This is a genomic window from Gottfriedia acidiceleris, from assembly GCF_050457485.1.
Taxonomy (GTDB): domain Bacteria; phylum Bacillota; class Bacilli; order Bacillales; family Bacillaceae_G; genus Gottfriedia; species Gottfriedia acidiceleris_D.
Window position 1 is genome coordinate 1 of the sequence record NZ_JBCMJM010000028.1, and the last position, 19,453, is coordinate 19,453.

Sequence of the window (19,453 nt, forward strand, 5' to 3'; positions counted from 1 at the left end):
GAATGGACTTGAAATGCCAATCTTATTTATGGTTGGAGAAGGAAACCTTCATGAAATTAAAGGAGCTATTACATATCCGAATGTGGGTAATCATGTCCACGTTTCTGTCATCCCTTTCGCCTCTCATCTTGTACACATTGACCAACCAGAAATATACACTAAGATATTAGAAGAATTCATATCTAAAAATGAACAACCTAGTAACTAGTCTGATTACAATTGGGTAAAAGAACAATTTTTTGAAATTTTTTTTCTTTTCTTTTTCAACTAACGCAGTGCGTTAGTTAAAAAAGTAAAAAGGAGTTGATCAATAGATCAGCTCCTTTTTCAATAATTGACAAGATCGTTTATTAAGGTGTGATATAATAAAAAGGTAAAAAATGGTATTTACACATATAACAACGTCTTAATATATAAGGGGGATAAATTTGAAATATTTAATAACTCTTATTGTTATTATGTCTACTTATATAACAGGTTGCTCAAACCTAATAGGAAACGAAGAACAAAATATAAAAGTTCAAAAGCATATTGTTGATGTAAATAATTATGAAGACTTCAAAGTAATAACTAGTAATAAGAAAGTTCAAAAGGTAAGAGAGATAATAGATAATATTGATTGGGAACATGCAAAGGTTGATATGGTACACCCAGCCGATTACAGATTTATATTCCAATTTAAAAATCCTGAAATAAATGGAAAAGCAGTGTTATATGAGCTTTGGATAAGTCCAATTAATGATAAAGTGGAACTCGTAATTACCGCCGAAAGTAAATATGTTCAATTAGACAAGAACAACTCAACAGAACTATATGAAATACTCATTGGCGGAAAATTGTCTGACCTAAAATAATAATGACATTGAATATAGGAGCTAATTCAGTAATTTCAATTCCTTATTCAACTACCATGGGAGTGTATTAAATACTTCCATAGTAGTTCAATAAGCAAAAAAAGCTTGTATGGTAAATGGCCTTTCATTTCGATACAAGTTTTTATCTTTAGAGTAAGTTGTACTTTGAAATTATCCACTTTAGGTAGATAGGTATAAAAGAGAGCTGTTCCTTTTATTTAAAGCCAGAATGGTAAAAATCTACTACCATTTTCAAATCAGAAAATTGCTTATCTCGTTAAAATCCAGAGTGCGGCACCAAACATCATCGCACCTGATATGCGATCAATATGTGCTTTAGATTTAGAAGAGGAAAATAGTTTTCTTGCAATCTCAGCCATTAAACCGTAGCTTGATACAACGACACTCATCACGATAATAATAATCAAACATAATATTGTGTAGGTATTCAAAGTTATACCAGATACATCAATTACACCAGGAAGAAGCGCCATGTAGAAAACGATTGCAATTGGATTTGAGAGGGTCATTGCGAGTCCAAGACCGATTTCAGCCACGAAGTCAACAGATTTTGTTTTCACGTTTTCATCAAATACTTGCCCTGCCTTTCGCCATTTTTTAATACCTATCCAAACAAGATAAGCGGCACCTAAATATTTTAACATCTCAAACATCGGACCGAGAGCTTCTACAAGGGCTGTGAGTCCAATAACTGCTCCCGTGAGCATTAGCAATTTACCTAGTATTATCCCAATGGAGAGCGGAATACTAGATAAAATTCCACTAGAAAGAGACCTTGACATTAGCCCAGCAATTTCTGGACCTGGTGCAGCTGCAGATGCAGCAAAGGCCAACATAAAAACTGTGTATTCGGTCATATTGATGCTCCTTTTTTGTGTACTTTTCAATAATTTGAAAATATAACTATTACAAATTCGCTGTTTACCTGATTTATCCCGTAAATATATAAAATGAAGCTAACACAAAGCAACTACTCTTTATTAATAGAATTATATTAAAGTAGGGGTATAACAGTATAATTGACTATATAACAGTTGGATGATATGTGATGGATTATTACTCAATTAGGCGATCACATTCCCCATTTAATAATCACTTTGCAAAATGGAAAATCTCATTTTTGCCACTCCAAAATATACCCGAAATTAAAACTTTTAATAATTTCTCTTTCCGAAAAACTGACTTTGTTAGAAAATTGTCATAAACATTTGAATAATTTGTGAATAAATCCGTTTTCAAATATATCTTTTAGGCAGATTATGTATAATGATGTTAATAATGTATGGGGGTCTTCAAATTATGAATATTACAACTATAATTGAATTAGAAAACCACGAAGTTGAAGATATTGTTGATGCCAAGATGATTTTTTCACAAGAACAAATTCAAGAAAACATTGTAGAAACTTGTGTGGAATGTTTTAAGATAGAAGGTTCTAACGAAATCCTAAAAATAGAAGATACAATGCAAAAAGTATTTGACAGCTTAAAGCAAAAAGGAGTCATTCCTAAGCATTTAGAGGATTTTTCTTATATAATGCCATCCTGTGAACGAATAACACGTAATAATGATTATGAAAATAATGTACCGCAAAAAGTGTTAATTTCATATATATCCTAAAGAAGTTCAATGAACTTCTTTTTTTCATTTTAAAAATAAAATAGATCGGCAGTAATGTCGATCATGTTAATGAACTAACGTATGCTTAGTTGAATACCACGGGTACCTAATTGGTACTCTTTCTTATTAAAGTAAATGGCAGTTTAGTTGAATAAGGAACGGAACTTTATAAAGGAATTTTTTGTTTAATATAGAAATAAACAAACTTAAGAAAGTTGTTATTCAGGGGTGAATGTAATGGGAGATTTGATTAAATTAAACCCAATCGATACAGCACATCAGTTTATTAAAAAGTATTTTCCAAACTGTCAAGGAGCTTTATTAGCTGGTAGTGTAGTACGAGGTGAGGGAACAAAAACATCTGATCTTGATATTATTATTTTTGATAGAAATCTAACTTCAGCTTATAGAGAGTCATTTATAGATTTTGGTTGGGCTATCGAGGTATTTGTACATAACCTAACTTCTTATAAGAGGTTTTTTGAAATTGATTTTAAAAGAGCGACACCTTCTTTGCAAAGAATGGTTTCAGAAGGAATAATCCTAAAAGATGATGGAATAATTGGCTCTATAAAAAAAGAGGCTAATAAGATATTAGATAAGGGACCAGAAGAATGGTCAGAAGAAACGCTAATAACAAAACGATATTTTATTACGGATGCATTGGACGATTTTATTGGTTGCTCTAATAGAGCAGAAGAAATATTTATTGCTAATACACTTGCTGAACTGGTAAGCGAATTCCTATTGAGAACAAACCGTAAATGGATTGGTACATCGAAATGGGTAGTTCGTTCATTAAGACATTATGATGAAGAGTTTGCAAATCATTTTGTAGAGGCTTTTGATAATTTTTATAAGACCAGTGACAAAAATCAAGTTATTCAATTAGTAGAGAATATATTGCAACCCTTTGGAGGACGATTATTTGACGGTTTTTCATCGGGTAAAAAGTAAATACCTTATGTAACTAACGCATGCTTTAGTTGCATAAGGAAATTTAGTTAATGTTGTAAAAGGCTCTTATTTTCAACCATGTTTCATACCAAAATATTTTGAATTTCAATGGTTTTTCTAATTTAATGTTTTTGTCATCTTTTAAGATATATACTGTTTCAGCCTCAACTTTAATTTTATCTCCAAAGCTAAAGACAATATCATAACAATCTTTTTTATATTGACCTTCAAGATCATTTGACCATTCTGCTTTTTCAATAGAAAATCGTCTTTTAATACTTTTCTACCTCCAATAATTCCTGTTCAACTATTGCATGCATTAGTTGAACAACATGATCGACTTTATAGTCGATTTTTTTGTTTTAACTAAATGGCAGATTAGTTTAATAAGATGAACGGAAGTTATAAGAGATAACAGTGAAATAAGCAAATATTTTATTTCTACTATGCGTCCTTTTTTTTTGTTACATATGGTAAAATATGGTAATGATTATCATGGGAAGTGGGGGGGCATTTTGAGAAAATATTTAGGTATTGTTTCCATTCTTGTACTACTCATTGCGTGCTTGATTTTTAAAATATTTATCTATGGAAGAGTAGGGGCTAGGTATGTGCCATTATTCCTAATTGCTTATGTCTTATCAGCAATTTGTTGTTGGTTCAGTTACCGAGGTATCTGGAAGGTCATTGCTGCGATCATTCTCCTCTTTATCCTAGTATGTTGCATCTTTATTGCAATAGGTCTTAACAACTCAAACTTTGGAACATAAACACTATCGGAAAGAAGAAAAATCAGTAAAAAATTCACAATTTTTCCTTCTTCAACTAACGCATGCGATAGTTCAACAACGTAGGAGCCTTGATTGGCTCTTATTTTACTATTTGGAAGTACTATTTAAAAAGGTATTAAATTATTTATGTCGTATTATTGTTAATGGAATATAAATCTTAGAAGTGTTGAACAAGGAGAAAAAGATGAAGAATATATATTTTTTTATAGCAGTAGTAGTAACCATAATAATAATATTTAGTTTAAGGTATTCTTTTCACGTTATTAATGATTCTGCACTTCGAATTATTATGCCTACATTATTAATTGCAGTTTTATGGCTAAGAAAGGTCTTTAAGATTGATTTTTCCAAATAAATTTTCTTGTCTTAAGCAACTAACGCATTGCTTATGTTACAGAGTAGAGGTGATTTATTTATGAGGTTAAGTTCAAGACCACAAACAGGCATAAGACAGGTCTCAAAATGTTTTAGATTATTGTATCCTCTTGAGGACCAAGTAAATAATCAAATACAGCAATTTGTTAAAGTTTCTAATAAAATTGAAATTGTACAAATATTTTTTGATACAGAAATTATTGATGATAATTATGTGAAACTGTTAAAACTTAGGGACAAGATTTTACAGGTTGAAACGTCACTAAATTGGGAAGAGTTCTCCAATTTGAATAGTGTAGATCAAGAACTTTCCTTTATAAGAAAATTGCAGAAAGTAACAATTGAAGTAGCAAATAAATATAAGTTGGATCTTGAACAAATAGAATTAGCTTTTTCAACTATATTAGAAAAGATAAAAGAAAATTAAATTTCTTATTGAACTAACGCATGCGTTAGTTGCATAAGATTAGGTAGAATTTTTTCGAAATCTGTGTTCATTTTTTATTTTTAATAAGTATGTAAGTGTAATTTCTTCGAATCCCACTCTGCATAACAAACTTGTATTAACGATAGGTTAGCCTCAGAAAGCAAATTATGTACCCAATTTTCATCTTTATTTAAATCTAGAAGAGCTTGTATTCGAATCTGGCCATCACTTATTATGATTAAAGGAAGGAACTCTTCTTCTAATTTAATTTTTAAATCTAGCTTCGTAGGATTTAAAAAATTTGATTTTTTAAGTACGCTGACGGTACCATCAATTTCTAATATCGCATAGGCTACTTCATTTACCGAAAAAGTTTTCTTAGCCCTAAGTAATTGGAGAAGTTGATCAATATCTAAGCGATTTCTTTTTAGCTCCTCCCATTGTATACGACCTTTTTTTATGAGGATAGAAGCATCTCCTTCAAAAGCTTTTCTAGCAAATATCGATTTTTGTGTAATCACTAATGTTACAAAGCTCAAAGCACCCCAAGTAAAGATAGCAAAAAGTATTTTAGGCACAGTTGCTTCTCTATTAAAAATTCCACCAATTAAAATATTCCCTAAGGCAAGTGAACAAACCAAATAAAATGGGGTAATCATAGAAATTTGCGCTTTACCTAATACTTTAATGACAATATAAATAGCAATATACCCAAAAATTAATTCAAGAAAAATTTCTTTGTAAATCATATAATATGACACCTCAATTTATATTACTTATTAAATTTTCTTACAATCGTATCTATTTTATTCAATTAATTAGTAATCTCAGTGTTTATTAGATTTTTATTTGCATTATTTTACAACCATTTCAATTTTAATGTTTATTGAAAATTAAAATACCTTATCCAACTAACGCATGCGTTAGTTGAATAAGGTTGTCAAAAAGAAGTAACCCGATGTTCCCACGTAGGAAGATTGGGTTACTTCTTTTTTATATGAGATTTATTAAATTAAGAATGCAATGAACTAGTAATCTTTTGACACATTGTTTCTAGCATTTTTAAAGTTTCTTCATTATTATCTATCAAACGAAATTCAGGTGTAAAAACCTGACTTATTCGTAGGTAATAATAATCAATTACAGTTTGCCGAATAGTCATGTTTCGACTAAATAATACCAATGGATCAACAAGTTTTGAGAAGAATGCTTCGTCTTGTAATATGATGAGTTTAGGATTTGTGCAAATGAAAATCCCTTCATCCATACCTTTCTGATAAAAAGAACATAGCGATTCGTTTCTTTTAGTCAATTCTCCTTCCATTTCTTCCCATAAATTTGGATATAACATTCGTAAGTCTTGCATAAAAGTTTCTGAACAAAAGTTAGCTAACATTAACATTTTTTGAAATACAACCAAAAATCGGGATTGATAATCGACTTTAGAGACAACAAGAGTGGTATCCATTTCAACATAATACTTTATAAATAAGTGAACAAAGTTCTTAATAATTTCGTCTTTCGATTCAAAATACTTATATAAGGTTGCCTTTGACAGATCCATATGTTTTGCAATGTCATTAGTCCTCATATTCGCAATCCCAGTTTTCTTAATCGGATTAATCAACTTGTAAAGTAGAGTAGACCTTGTCTCATCGTCACTGTATCGTGATTTTGCAGATTCTGAACCCATTTTCTTGCCCTCCTTTTAAACCATTTTAATTATATTATACACAAAGGTGACAACTAAGTAATATAACCCGAATAAACTAAATAAACTAAAATATACAAAAACAGTTTACCTAGTTTAATGTGCATTGTACTGTTCTTTATCATTCAATATTAAGAAATGTAAAGGGAGGAGCAAATATTGAATACAAAAATTAAAAGTTTGTTCAACATTAAAGGATATCCTTTGTTAGGTATTTGTTTGTTATTAGTTGGTACAGGAGTATCCATTTCGTTGCCTTATGTTTCCCTATATTTAACTGAAAATATGGGGATAAGTGCTGGAGCATTTGGAATTTTTATGGCATTGAGCCAATTAAGCGGCGTTTTTGTCAATTCATTTTTCGCTAAAAGATCTGATAAAGGTATGAGCAGAAAATGGATCGTGCTAATTGCATTGTTTTCCCAAACACTTGGATATGCTTCGTATTTAGTCTTCGGAAACTTTATTTTCTTACTAATTGCATTTACTTTTTTTAGTGGTTTTGGAGCACCAGCCATCCCTCAAATCTTTGCGTATGCACAAGAATCTACCAATGAAAGTAATTTCGAAAATAAAAAGTTAGCACTTTTTTTACTCCGTTCACTTGTTTCTCTTGGTGTACTTTCAGGTCCATTACTTGGAACAGTATTAATAGAGCAATTTGGTTATACTGGGCTATTTAAAGTAACAAGTATTATTTTTCTTATTAATATACTACTTGTTCTTTTATTTCTTAAGGAGAGAAAAAAGATTAGAACAAACGAACCGAACATTGAACAAAATAACAATTCTCTTGTAAAAAATAAGAAATTACGGTTAATGTTTATTTCTTTTGTTGTTCTCTTTACCGTAAACGCAGTTAATTTTATTAACACACCATTATTTATTATAAAAGAATTGGGAGGTGTACATTCGGATGTAGGTCTTGTATTTGGGATTAGTGCAACTCTTGAAATACCTATTATGCTATTGTTAGGCGTACTTGGGAAAAAGTTTTCTAATCATACGATCCTTATTATCGGATCTTTGATTGCTATTTCTTATTTTGCTATCGTAAGTGTCTCTACTCATTCCTGGCACTTGATGGCAGCACAAATCTTAATGGCATCATTCACAGCTATTCTACTTGGAAATGGGTTAAGTTACTTTAATGAACTTCTACCTGAATCTCCAGGTGTTGCTGCTAGTATGCATGCTAATTCTGATATTTTTGGTAGGATTCTCGGTAGTGTTGGTGCAGGAGTAATTGCAGATTTTGCAGGTTTTCGAGTTGTTAATATTGTATGCTTTACAATAATCTTCTTTTCTCTTTTCATTTTATGGAAAACAAAACCTCAAAATGAAATCAGTGTATCTACTGAAAACGGCCATTCTATTAACTTGTAAATATCAGATTGCTTAATCTGATATTTCTTTATCCGGAAAATTAAAAGTAGTCCAGATAGGACTACTTTTTTAGGTATAATTCATAAACGTCTTTTACTATAAAATTAGAAATTTGAAGTTTTTGTTCAATTAAACAGCACTTAGTGCAATAATATTTGATCTCTTTCTAGTTTTAACCTACCTATTTTAAATATGAATTTCGTCAATAATGTCTGGTAAAGCAACAATTATTGGAGGGGATTCATTAATGTTATTATCTAAAGCATGGAAAAGTTACTATAATGATAAGTTAATTGAAGGATACTCAAAAACTACTCTAAAAGCATATAAAATACAAGCAACACTATTAATTAAACACTTCGGTGATATTGAAATTGCTCAAATCACTACTGATGCTTTAAAAGAGTATCTTGTAATTGCTGGAGAAAAGTTAAAACCTGCAAGTCTAGCACATCGAGTTCGTTTTATAAAATCTTTATTCCGTTGGGCTCATGAAGAGGGTGAAATTAATAACAACCCTTCCTCAAAGCTAAAAGAACCAAAACCTGGAACCAGAATTCCTAAATTCTTAACTGTTAAGGAAATTGAACTCCTTCGAGAAGCCTGCAATACGCCAAGAGAACATGCAATAATTGAGTTTATGTATTCATCTGGATGCCGCATCGGCGAAATTGTCTTAATAAATAAAAATGATATAAATTGGACGAATCACTCCGTAATAGTACAAGGAAAAGGTGATAAAGAAAGAGAAGTATACTTCAATATTCGAGCTGAAATTTGGTTATTTAGATACATGAACGAACGAAATGATGCAGATCCTACATTATTTGTAACCGAAAGAGCACCTCGTCGGTTAAGTATAGCTCAAACGCGCCATATAATTAAGGAGGTTTCTTTACAGGGTGAGTTAACCAAAAAGATTTCGCCCCACCAACTAAGGCACAGTTACGCAACTCACTTAATGGATAACGGAGCTCCAATTGAAGCAATCCAAAGTTTATTAGGTCACGAAAAGAGTGAAACAACACGAATATATGCGAAACTAAGTGGAAAGCAACGCCAAGATCAATATTGTAAATACTTTTAAAAAAGGAACTGCAAAGCTCCATTTAATAGCTTCTTATAAAGCTGAAGTATTCGTTGCGTTAGTGAATTAAGCAGTAAAGGGATCTCCCGAGTAGAGGTCAAATCCTAAAACAAAAATCAGATGCATTCCATTCAATGTAGAGTTTATTTAAACAAGAGCATGAAAAGGCAGCAATAATTGAATAAAATAAAGTACGAATAGATAGAAAGTGAAAAACAGAAAATCCCCTTAAAGGTTTTTTCTGTTTTTTTGTCATAAAGATCTAGTGTTTAATCAATAGGAAAGATAGTATTCTTATTCAACATAGATTAGTATCCTCTTTTTACATTTGGCATCATATTTGTTCAGTTGTGAATGTGGATTTTGCTTCTTTTTCTGGCATTGTTAAGAAAATAACTGCGATGACGATACATATACCACCTAGTAGTTGGTATACTCCGAAAGATTCCTTTAGCCAAGTAATAGAAACAATAGTTGCTACAAGTGGTTCAATACTAGATAAAATACTAGTCTCTGTTGCTGATAAATATTTTAGGCTACCGATGTAGAGAAGGAAAGAAAGAGTACCTATTATAATAATTAAAATTAGCAAAGAGAATGTTGACAATGTAAAGGTTTGTGAAAGTTGCTTCCAGTCAAAAGAATGATTGTAAATAAATAATGCAATACCTCCGATGAGCATACCCCAGCCAATAATAAGAGTCGTCCCCCACTGTTGAATAAGGGAAGTGGGGTGAAGTGTATAGAAGGTAAAACCTATAGCTGTTAACAGTCCGAATAAAATAGTTTCCTTAGACATGACAATATTATGGGCCGATCCATTTGTAATTATAAAGTATGTGCCTATCAGTGCAGAGAAAATTGCTATCACTTGCATAGTAGAAGGAAGTTTTTTATGTTGTATTGCAACATAAATAGTAATAAGAACTGGCCCTAAAAATTGGAATAGAGTAGCGGTCACAGCGTTGCTAATATGCACAGTTTCAATAAAAGCATATTGTGCACCAAGCATCCCGAGAATAGAGAAAATGATAAGGTGTAATAGATGAATAGGTTGTTGCCAAATACGAAATATATTTTGTTTTTTTGTAAGTAAGAAACATAAAATAAAGATACCAGCAAGTAAGAGGCGAATTACTAAATAGTCAATCGATGATATTGTCGTACGTTGAAAAAACCACTGAATTAATGGACCTGATAATCCCCATAAAGTAGCTCCTGTAAGAATCATAAATAGTCCAAGACGTCTGCTGTTTTGCATGATCATGATGCTCCTTTCAAAAATTGATTTTATTCGATTTACATGATAAAAAGAATTATATATAACATCTGGTACTATATAAAGTATCAATAATTAGTTTTGTGAAGGGGTCAGATTTAATGTTAGAGTTAACACCAAATTTGAATATTGAGTCAAAAATGCCGTTGTATGTACAGTTATATGTGTATATAAAAGAAGAAATAAGAAGTGGCAAAATCCCTCCTATGACAAAGCTTCCAGCAAAAAGAAAGTTAGCAATGTATTTAGAAGTGAGTAAAAATACAGTTGAATCGGCATATGAACAACTTCTGGCAGAAGGGTATATTGAATCAGTTACACGTAAGGGATATTTTGTATGTGAAATTGAGCAATTGATGCTTACAGATAAAAAAAGAGAATTCGTTAAGGAAGTATTATACAGGGAACAGATATACAAATATGATTTTACTCAAACAGGTGTAGATTCTAAGTCATTTCCATTCGCTGTCTATCGGAAAATTTCAAATGAAGTATGGCAACAAGAAAATAAGGACCTTCTATTTCTTGGTCATCCTCAAGGTGAATCCAACTTGCGTGAAGAGATTGCGAAATATTTATATGAATCAAGAGGTGTTAGATGTTCAGCGAGTCAAATTGTAATAGGAGCCGGAACCCAATTTTTAATAAGAATCTTGTTTCAATTATTAAAGGGAAAGCATTTTGCAGTTGAAAATCCAGGGTATCATCGAAAGTTGGTTGTTTTTGAGAAGGGAGAAGAAAATGTTCAAATGATCCCACTTGATGAGGATGGGATCTCTATTGCAGCTTTAGAAGCTAGCAATGCGAAAGTTATTTTCGTTACACCATCTCACCAATTTCCTTGTGGAATGATTATGCCAATTAAAAGAAGAGGACAACTATTACAGTGGGCTCAAGAGGAGTATGGACGTTATATTATTGAAGATGATTATGACAGTGAATTTCGTTATTCTGGAAAACCGATTCCAGCATTGCAGGGGCTTGATACAGAAGGAAACGTAATTTACATGGGAACATTTTCAAAAGCTTTACTCCCATCTTTACGAATGAGTTATATGGTGTTGCCAAAACAGCTAATTAAATTGTATCATTCACAATATTTATTCTACACACAAAGTGTTTCGAGAATTGATCAAGAAATCATTAGAAGATTTTTAAACGAAGGACATTGGGAAAAACATATTCATAAAATGCGAGTTGTATACAGAAAAAAGAGAGATGTACTTGTTTCGGCGATTGTAAGGTACTTTTCTAATAAAGTGGAAGTGATAGGAGAAGATTCTGGCTTACATATTTTATTAAAGGTTCACAATGGAATGTTAGAAGAAGAATTAATAAAAAGAGCGGCTGAAAATAGTATTAAAGTTTATCCAGTCTCAATGTATTATAGCGAAGGGAATAATCCCAAAAATACAGTGTTACTTGGATTTGCTATTTTATCAGAGGCGGAGATTGAAGAGGCTATTCGATTGTTATATAATTCATGGTTCAAAATATAGCATGTAAAATAAATAATGCTCAGGGGTTTTCTGTTTTTTTATTGTAAATAGAGAATGTCTTTAAAAAAATGAAAACTTCAGCTAATCATGGAATATTATCTGGTGTACCATCTTTAATATTGTGGGGTGGTTTAAATTTATTTAATACTTCAGATTTTTTGTTTTTGTAAAATAATTTCTTCTTTTTTGTGTTATAATTTTAGAGTGAGATTGTAATATATGCATCTTAGAATTTCTAAAAGGAGCAAAATTTTTAAAATGAAGTGGTTAATTGTATTTGGACCAGTAATAGAATTAGGATTATATGCGATAGTTTCTAAGTTTTGGGTAAGTGATTTTAAAGAAATAAAACCAATAATTATTTTACAAATAGTACTTTACACTTTTCTTATTACACCATTATTACTTTGGGGATATATGCTAAAGCACTAATAAATATATTTTTACAATGAAGTAGCAGACCAACGAAAAATCGGGAAGAATGCTTTTTTTTATCCTTATTTTTCTTGGCCTATAGGTTTATTATGCAACTAATCAAGTGAAAAACAGAAAGGCCCATTATAGGGTTTTTCTGTTTTTTGTTATCAAAAATCATTCTTTCCAAAATTGTTCTAGTAGAATAACAATCATGGTACCTACCAGTAATCCATTACTTAAAACATATTTGAAGGTAGATGGTATTCCGCTAAATGCACTTTCTGGAAGAAACATTATTCCCAAACTAATTAATAATGAAATTCCTAATATCGTTAATCGACGTTGATTTAATTCTTCACGTAAAATCGATTGAAATGAAATTCCGATCATTTGGACAAATGTTGCTAAAAGTGCGGCATTTGCAATAGGACCTGGTAGCAAGGATATAAAGCTTACAAAAGAGGGAATAAAAGAAATTCCAGCTAATATGAGATTTGCTATAAGAAACGGCTTCACTTTTTTTTGTCCTGTTAGTTGAATAAATCCTGCTGATGCAGGTAATGGTACAACGCCAATTGTAGAGAACAATGACGTGAAAACATGTGATATACCTCCGACCCATATACCACGGTTCAATGTTTGTCTTTCGTTTTCTTTAGATAGCGGAGCCACTTGCTTTACAGCCGAAATAGCAGCAATTGTGTTTGCAACTAATAGGAATGTAAATAAAGTGACAGTTAGGGTTATCCCAATATCTAAATTAGGCATGCCCCAAGCAAATACTTCAGGAAACTTAACTAAAGGTGTATCAGAAGGAAGATGGGACGGTTTTCCAAATACAGCATATAGAAGCCAACCAACTGAAATTCCAAGTAACACGGCGTAACTTTTCATCCATCCTTTCCCCTTAATTGATAAGAAAGTAATAATGGCAAAAACAAAGAGTGCAATAGTAGCTAATGTATAATTAGGATGAGTTACAGTTCCTTGTAATCCCATCATTCCTTTTAGTAACACACCACTAAGCTGAAGAGCTAAGATTAAAAGAAATGTCCCTGTAACCAAAGGGGTAAATAAACGTAGAATTCGATGCACAAGTCCTGTTATTCCAAGGACGAAAAGTAATAGACCCGCAATAATTAATCCACCTTCTAAAAGTTGGAGTACATCTTTTGCACTTTGTCCCTGATGCATAGCTACTTGACCTAATATGACAAATATACTTACCCATGAACCGGCAGGACCATCCGCAATGGGATAGCGATGCCCTAACCATGCTTGTAAAAAAGAACTCACTCCCACAACTAAAAAAGTTCGCTGCATTAAAGTTGAAATGTCATCAATTGATAAATGGAATATGCCTCCAATAATGATTGGCAATGCAATTGCATTTGCTAATAGAAACACAAACCACTGTAAGATACTAAAGCTAGTATCAACATATTTATTATTCATATTAATCTCCCTTGCTTAAAAAAGAACCTTATAGAAAAAATCCATCTTTTATAGTGGTAGATTAAAAAAGATGGATTTCTAAGGTTTATATAGTGTAAATTTATTTTAATTTAATAGAAATATTTTTTTATAATTTACCATTTACGATAAGGTAAGAATTTACCATTAAGTGTTAGGATTACACGGTCACCATTTGGATCTTCTTTTTTCTCCACACCTAGTTCGAAATCAATTGCACTCATAATACCTTCACCAACTTTTTCTTGAATTAATTCTTTAATAGTTGGTCCGTACACTAATAACATCTCATATAAACGATATAAGATTGGATCAGTAGGAGGCATTTGCATAGCAGCACCTCTATGTGGAATAATCGTTAATGCTTGTACTACTTCTTCATCTAATTCTAATAGTTCAGCCATTTTTTCTGCTTCTGGACGAGTCATTGTAGCTTGTCCTAATAATGCTGTTACAACCCAAGTCTCAGAGTTTTCACTTACTTTTGAAATTTCTTCCCATGTTAAACCTTTTGCAATTTTTGCTTCCATAATTTTTTGCGTAGCTTCATTTCTATTCATATCGAATAACTTCCTTCCATATTAAGGTAATAATAATTAATTTTTCACGGCATTTAATGCTCTATATCCATCAACTAATAAATCTAGTTTTCCTGTGTTAGGATCAATAGCTAAACCATGTACAGGAATGTCTTTAGGAATAAATGGATGATTTCTTACTAAATCAATATTGGCTTGTATTGAATCTTTGACATCATCAAATCCAAATAACCACTTTTCTAGGTCAATTCCAGCATATTCGATAGCTGAGAAAATTTCTGGTGAAGATACTCCACGATCTAATATTTTTTGAAGTGTTCCTTTTGGATTACTTTGGCTCATTCCACATGCATGGTGTCCAATAATATAAATTTCTTCTGCATTTAATTCATAGACAGCTGTGACAACACTTCGCATGATACTACCGAAGGCTTCTGTAATCGTACCACCTGCATTTTTGATGATTTTTGCATCACCATTGTGTAAATCTAAAGCTTTTGGAAGCAGCTCTATTAAACGAGCATCCATGCATGAAACAACAACCAAACGTTTTTGAGGTATCTTTGTTGCTTCATAAGGAAGGTATTCCTTGTTTTGTACAAATTGTTCATTGTACGCTAAAATTTCTTGTAATAACATGTTTTTAACCACCTTTACATTAAGATGTATTTCTTTGTTGAATCCACTATGTTATAAGTAAAGTGATATAAGAGGATAAATTAAGTATAGTGAATTGTATCGATAAGCAGAATAAGTTGGCGAAACACTATCTGGCTTTCTACTTTCATGATGAAAGGATTGATTTATATCATTGATCAAACAGATTTTGAGATACTGAAATTATTAGGAGGAAACTCAAGAATTCAATGGAAAGAACTTGGTCAAAAAATACATATGACGGGGCAGGCTGTAGGAAATCGAATTCGGAGATTAGAGGATTTAGGAATAATTGAGCAATATACAATCGCAATAAACCGAATCAAATTAGGACAAATAGTAACTGCATTTGTTACTGTGTTCGTAAAAACAGCTAATCATCAAGAGTTTAAGATGTTCTTTCAAGAAGAAGAAGCAGTTTCTGAAGTACATCGTACAAGTGGTGAAGGATGTTATTTATTAAAAACTCATTTTGCTTCGAATGAAGAATTGGATACATTTCTAGAAAGACTATTAAAGTATGGAAATTATCGTGTTAACTTATCAATAGGAAAGTTAAAATAAAGCTAATCACATTTGTAAACTGACACAAATTACGAATGGAAACAAGCCAAACCAAAAAAAGCCCGATAAAGGGCTTTTCTAGTTTTGTAATGTAAATAAATAATTGCTAAACTTTACTAGTTTTAACTGTCATAAAATAATCCCACTTGTATACATAGTCACTTTTGTATTGAGCTCAAAAGGAACTTTTGAATAGTCCTTTTCCCAATTTATCTTCTTCCATGTATCAGGATGATAGGCCATTAAATATCTACCAATTCCTAATGCATCACAATTCGCGTCTTGAAGAAGTCTAAATACTTCATTTAGCTCCATTTCGATATTTTTAGCAATTTTGTTTTCTATTTCCTTTTTCTTGATATTACTAGCTAAATCTTCGCCAGTGAACTCGATTAAATCAATCTTTATTTTTAAATCGATCTTTACTTTAGGTTGCTCTTCGTTTTTAATTTGTAGGTTTCTTTTTATACTTTTTACTTTAAAAGAGATAACCTCATTATTGCTCCCCATTGGTTCCGACAAACTCATCGTATTACTTTTTTTATCTTGCAGTAATAGCAATAATTTTGACTGTTTATTATTTAGGATCTTACCGGTAAATCGATTGTTTTCTAAAAGTGCCACACCTTTAATTTTTATTGTTTCATCATCTATTTTTTCTAAATAAGGGAGGACTAAATCAGTACCTGGATCGTCCATTTTTTTGTAAATAGTTTCTTGTGTCTCTTTTGGAATAACAGATATATTTTCAGCTGACTCAAGCATTTCTGAAAGTGATTGACTGATAATAATATCTTTATAAGTTTGCATTTCAATAATACTAGAAGCCTGTCCTTTTACGATTGCTACTCGTGAAGTTAAAGGGTTTCTAATAAATCGGAAAAAGGTATCAAAATAAGGATACAAATTGTTTTTTGCCAGTTTTTCACCTAATAGCATCACTAGCAATTTGTTGGAAGAATAACTACCAGGAATTTGATAATCAATATTGTTACGTACATCTCTTATACTTGCGCCTTGATCATTAACAATATAATTAGTGGCCTCGGTTTGGTCGCCTTTTGTAATATTAGCACTGACGCTTGCTGTTCCCTTAATACTGTCATTAGGAAGTTGGTCAAATGCAATACTTAGTACTAATGCAGAGTCCTTCAAGGAGTGCTGATCCCAGCAGCCTGTTAAAAAGAAGATTAATAAATAAATAATGTAATGATATTTTTTCATGATACTTTAACTTCCTTACTTTTAATCTTAAAGAGTAGGGATATACATAAGATCAACGCTGGAATCAATAGTATAAAAATAAAACTCGAAATAGATAAGATTTTTATTAGGATATCTAAAAATCCATTTGAAGAAGGTACTAAATTACTAACTAGAAAGATAATCAAGCAAATTGCAAGAGTAGAAAATGTACTAACTCTTTTTCTATTTATTAAATTTGAAATACCGATATTAGCCAAATTTAAATAAGCCACATAGGAAGAGGCAATTATGACAAACCACACTGAAAGAAATAGTAAATCGAGTCGCTCTAGTACTTTGAAAAAAGTTAAGGTTTTAAATAAATAAATTGTTGGTTCTGGAATTAACTCCATTTCTTTTTTACTAAAGAATACGAAACATAAAACGACAGTAAATAAATTAATCATTGTAATAAATAATATAGAAAAAATAGAGCTTTTTATTATTTTTCTATGCGGACCTTTTACAAATGGGTAGACAACTAAAAGACACTCAAAACCATGTAGGAAATAATAAGACGTATAACTTCCTTTCAATATATGGGCAAAGTTAACTTGAGCAACTGGTAGTAAAAATTTCCATTCCACCTGATGGAACGCTTCAATACTAAAAACGAAAATGATTAAAAATGTCCAAAAAGATAATTGGAAAAATCGAGTCATTGTTCGAATATTTTCTTTTCCTAAATAGATACCAATTATCAATAAAAGGAGCAAAATACTCCAAAATGGTGAGTTTGGAAAAACCCATTTACTAAAAACAAATAGATAGGATTGATTAATTAAATAAGCAATAAAGATAAAATATAAAATATAACTAATTTTTAATATTCCACCGATCCACTTTCCAAAAAAAAACGTACAAATTTCAAAAATTGTTAAATTGGGAAACCGCTTAATTAAAAATGAATATAGGAATATAGTACATACAGAATATAGACAAGAAAATAATAAAGAAATCCATCCATCATGAGCACTTTCTTTATATAAATACATAGGTAACCTTAATGTTGCAACATTTAATTGGACTATTACCATATAAAAAAATAATTGAAAGGATGAAATGGTCTCGTTTTGCTTAATTATCATTTTTCCACCCTTTCGTTTCTTGGGACTGAATCGTATCAGTAGGATGTGCATTTGTCGGTCGAGTCTTCATTTTCCAATTTGGCACTCTTATCAAGGTATCCTTTAAATCCTTTATTCGAATCGGTGCAAGAGGTGAAAAGTATGGAGAACCAAAGGATTCTAGTTTAGCAATATGAATAAAAATAATCGTTAAACCGAATATAATACCAACGAATCCATAGATTGATGCCAAAATAATCATTGGAAAGCTTAATAATCGAAGTGTAAAACTCATTTCATGAACAGGAACAACAAATGATGCAACTGCTGTAATGGCGAGTACTACTGTCATGGTATTTGAAACTAAATTAGCCTCTACAATAGCTGTTCCGATAACGAGCCCTCCTACAATGCCGATTGTTTGAGCAATTGGGCTTGGAAGTCGAATGGATGCTTCTCTTAATAATTCCAATATCAATTGCATAATGATCGCTTCGACAAATGGTGAAAATGGTACAAATTCTATGCTGTTTTGAATAGTAGTAACTAATTCATATGGGAGAATTTCATAACCAAATGAAACAATTGATATGTATACTGCAGGTAAAGTTATACAGAGAAAAAAACTAAATAGCCTAATGATTCTTAAAAAAGACCCAACTAAAACTCTCCCATTATAGTCATCAGGAGATTGAAAAAACATAAAAAAAGTAGCTGGCATAATTGAAACGGTAGGACTACCTTCAACGATTACGGCAATTTTACCGTCAAACAAATTAGAAATAACTCGATCAGGACGCTCTGTTTTTAATAATTGTGGGAAAGGAGAAAAGGAACAATCCTCGATAAATTCTTCCAGTTTACCTGATGTTAAATTATTTTCAAGTTGAATTGAATGAATACGATTTTTAACATTTTGTAGAATATCTTTATTTACGATATTATCTAAATATAATATTCCAACATTTGTAGCAGGATCGCCAATTTGTACAATTTCCGTTTTAAAATGAGAACTTCTAATTCTATTTCTTATATAATTTACGTTTTTACTTAGGCTCTCAACAAAACCGTCGTGAGCACCTGAAACGACTTTTTCATTTACAGGTTCACTAGTTGATCTCACTTCAAATAAAATAGTATCTATTATATAGGCTTCCTTGGATCCATCCTCTAATATAATTGTATTTCCATTAATAAGAGAAACATTAATTTCGTTAAAACAATCAGTTGTAGAAATATTTGAAACCGGAAGATCAGTCATAATATTTCCATGTTTTATATTTAAAAGTACCTTTATAATTTTTTCATTAATAATATCTTTATTCGAGATTGTATCAATAAAAGCAATACATAGTGGTCTATTATTGAAAATAATCTTTCTAGTTTTGAAATCAAAAACATTTGAAAACTCTTCTTTTAAGTTTTCTAAATTACTATTAATGTCTTTAGATATTGTTTGTTGTGTTTTCAATAATATTCCACCT

20 protein-coding genes are annotated in these 19,453 nt (G+C 31.3%); 10 read left to right on the top strand and 10 right to left on the bottom strand.

The genetic code is table 11. The features are described from left to right. Window positions 1-208 (top strand): alpha/beta fold hydrolase (locus tag ABEY15_RS22555; protein ID WP_429892253.1); only part of this gene is annotated, 208 nt, incomplete at its 5' end. A gap of 205 nt (window positions 209-413) precedes the next feature. Further along, window positions 414-854 (top strand): hypothetical protein, encoded by a 441-nt coding sequence (locus ABEY15_RS22560; protein ID WP_429892298.1) that lies wholly within the window; start codon window positions 414-416, stop codon window positions 852-854. Window positions 855-1,123: 269 nt separating this feature from the next. Here the strand turns inward: ABEY15_RS22560 and ABEY15_RS22565 are convergent, their stop codons facing one another. Beyond that, entirely contained in the window at window positions 1,124-1,732 is a 609-nt protein-coding gene (locus ABEY15_RS22565) for a LysE family translocator (RefSeq protein ID WP_429892254.1), read from the bottom strand. A 442-nt stretch (window positions 1,733-2,174) separates the two neighbouring features. On the opposite strand from ABEY15_RS22565, the gene ABEY15_RS22570 reads away from it, so the two are divergent. The 3 genes from ABEY15_RS22570 (at window position 2,175) to ABEY15_RS22580 (ending at window position 5,045) form a co-directional block, all read left to right on the top strand. After that, window positions 2,175-2,495 carry a hypothetical protein gene (locus tag ABEY15_RS22570; RefSeq protein WP_429892255.1) on the top strand — a complete coding sequence of 107 codons (321 nt, stop codon included), beginning with the start codon at window positions 2,175-2,177 and terminating at the stop codon, window positions 2,493-2,495. A gap of 237 nt (window positions 2,496-2,732) precedes the next feature. Further along, entirely contained in the window at window positions 2,733-3,452 is a 720-nt protein-coding gene (locus tag ABEY15_RS22575; protein WP_429892256.1) for a nucleotidyltransferase domain-containing protein, read from the top strand. Between the two features lie 1,206 nt (window positions 3,453-4,658). Continuing rightward, the gene (locus ABEY15_RS22580; RefSeq protein WP_429892257.1) at window positions 4,659-5,045 is read left to right on the top strand and encodes a hypothetical protein; all 387 of its coding nucleotides are present in this window, start codon (window positions 4,659-4,661) and stop codon (window positions 5,043-5,045) included. Window positions 5,046-5,125: 80 nt separating this feature from the next. On the opposite strand, the gene ABEY15_RS22585 is transcribed toward ABEY15_RS22580, so the two are convergent. Beyond that, the gene (locus ABEY15_RS22585) at window positions 5,126-5,794 is read right to left on the bottom strand and encodes a DUF421 domain-containing protein (protein WP_429892258.1); all 669 of its coding nucleotides are present in this window, start codon (window positions 5,792-5,794) and stop codon (window positions 5,126-5,128) included. 263 nt (window positions 5,795-6,057) lie between these two features. Then, window positions 6,058-6,738: a TetR/AcrR family transcriptional regulator gene (locus ABEY15_RS22590; protein WP_429892259.1), complete on the bottom strand. Its 681-nt coding sequence runs from the start codon at window positions 6,736-6,738 to the stop codon at window positions 6,058-6,060. Window positions 6,739-6,915: 177 nt separating this feature from the next. On the opposite strand from ABEY15_RS22590, the gene ABEY15_RS22595 reads away from it, so the two are divergent. Both ABEY15_RS22595 and ABEY15_RS22600 read left to right on the top strand, forming a co-directional pair. Then, a complete protein-coding gene (locus tag ABEY15_RS22595) occupies window positions 6,916-8,142 on the top strand; it encodes a sugar efflux transporter (protein WP_429892260.1) in 1,227 nt (408 codons plus the stop codon). A 247-nt stretch (window positions 8,143-8,389) separates the two neighbouring features. Continuing rightward, a complete protein-coding gene (locus tag ABEY15_RS22600; protein ID WP_429892261.1) occupies window positions 8,390-9,229 on the top strand; it encodes a tyrosine-type recombinase/integrase in 840 nt (279 codons plus the stop codon). A gap of 334 nt (window positions 9,230-9,563) precedes the next feature. Here the strand turns inward: ABEY15_RS22600 and ABEY15_RS22605 are convergent, their stop codons facing one another. Next, the gene (locus ABEY15_RS22605) at window positions 9,564-10,490 is read right to left on the bottom strand and encodes a DMT family transporter (protein ID WP_429892262.1); all 927 of its coding nucleotides are present in this window, start codon (window positions 10,488-10,490) and stop codon (window positions 9,564-9,566) included. A 119-nt stretch (window positions 10,491-10,609) separates the two neighbouring features. On the opposite strand from ABEY15_RS22605, the gene ABEY15_RS22610 reads away from it, so the two are divergent. After that, window positions 10,610-12,007, top strand: a complete 1,398-nt coding sequence (locus tag ABEY15_RS22610; protein ID WP_429892263.1) for a PLP-dependent aminotransferase family protein — start codon at window positions 10,610-10,612, stop codon at window positions 12,005-12,007. Window positions 12,008-12,265: 258 nt separating this feature from the next. Next, window positions 12,266-12,439 (top strand): hypothetical protein, encoded by a 174-nt coding sequence (locus ABEY15_RS22615; RefSeq protein WP_429892264.1) that lies wholly within the window; start codon window positions 12,266-12,268, stop codon window positions 12,437-12,439. A 159-nt stretch (window positions 12,440-12,598) separates the two neighbouring features. Here ABEY15_RS22615 and ABEY15_RS22620 read toward each other — a convergent pair whose 3' ends face one another. The 3 genes from ABEY15_RS22620 to ABEY15_RS22630 all read right to left on the bottom strand — a co-directional run bounded on the left by ABEY15_RS22620 (window position 12,599) and on the right by ABEY15_RS22630 (window position 15,075). After that, complete coding sequence (locus tag ABEY15_RS22620; RefSeq protein ID WP_429892265.1) at window positions 12,599-13,879, bottom strand: purine/pyrimidine permease; 1,281 nt, start codon at window positions 13,877-13,879, stop codon at window positions 12,599-12,601. Window positions 13,880-14,013: 134 nt separating this feature from the next. Continuing rightward, window positions 14,014-14,457, bottom strand: coding sequence for a cyanase (cynS, locus tag ABEY15_RS22625; protein WP_429892266.1), 444 nt, complete (start codon window positions 14,455-14,457; stop codon window positions 14,014-14,016). 36 nt (window positions 14,458-14,493) lie between these two features. Then, entirely contained in the window at window positions 14,494-15,075 is a 582-nt protein-coding gene (locus tag ABEY15_RS22630) for a beta-class carbonic anhydrase (protein ID WP_429892267.1), read from the bottom strand. Between the two features lie 150 nt (window positions 15,076-15,225). Between ABEY15_RS22630 and ABEY15_RS22635 the strand changes: the two genes are divergently transcribed. After that, complete coding sequence (locus ABEY15_RS22635) at window positions 15,226-15,657, top strand: Lrp/AsnC family transcriptional regulator (protein WP_056467903.1); 432 nt, start codon at window positions 15,226-15,228, stop codon at window positions 15,655-15,657. A 129-nt stretch (window positions 15,658-15,786) separates the two neighbouring features. Here ABEY15_RS22635 and ABEY15_RS22640 read toward each other — a convergent pair whose 3' ends face one another. Genes ABEY15_RS22640 through ABEY15_RS22650 form a run of 3 tightly spaced genes read right to left on the bottom strand, consistent with a single transcriptional unit; the run spans window position 15,787 to window position 19,440 of the window. Beyond that, the gene (locus tag ABEY15_RS22640; protein WP_429892268.1) at window positions 15,787-16,881 is read right to left on the bottom strand and encodes a Ger(x)C family spore germination protein; all 1,095 of its coding nucleotides are present in this window, start codon (window positions 16,879-16,881) and stop codon (window positions 15,787-15,789) included. Next, complete coding sequence (locus ABEY15_RS22645; protein ID WP_429892269.1) at window positions 16,878-17,990, bottom strand: GerAB/ArcD/ProY family transporter; 1,113 nt, start codon at window positions 17,988-17,990, stop codon at window positions 16,878-16,880. Before ABEY15_RS22645 ends, ABEY15_RS22640 begins: the two co-directional genes overlap by 4 nt. Then, entirely contained in the window at window positions 17,980-19,440 is a 1,461-nt protein-coding gene (locus tag ABEY15_RS22650) for a spore germination protein (protein WP_429892270.1), read from the bottom strand. Before ABEY15_RS22650 ends, ABEY15_RS22645 begins: the two co-directional genes overlap by 11 nt. Window positions 19,441-19,453 lie beyond the last annotated feature (13 nt).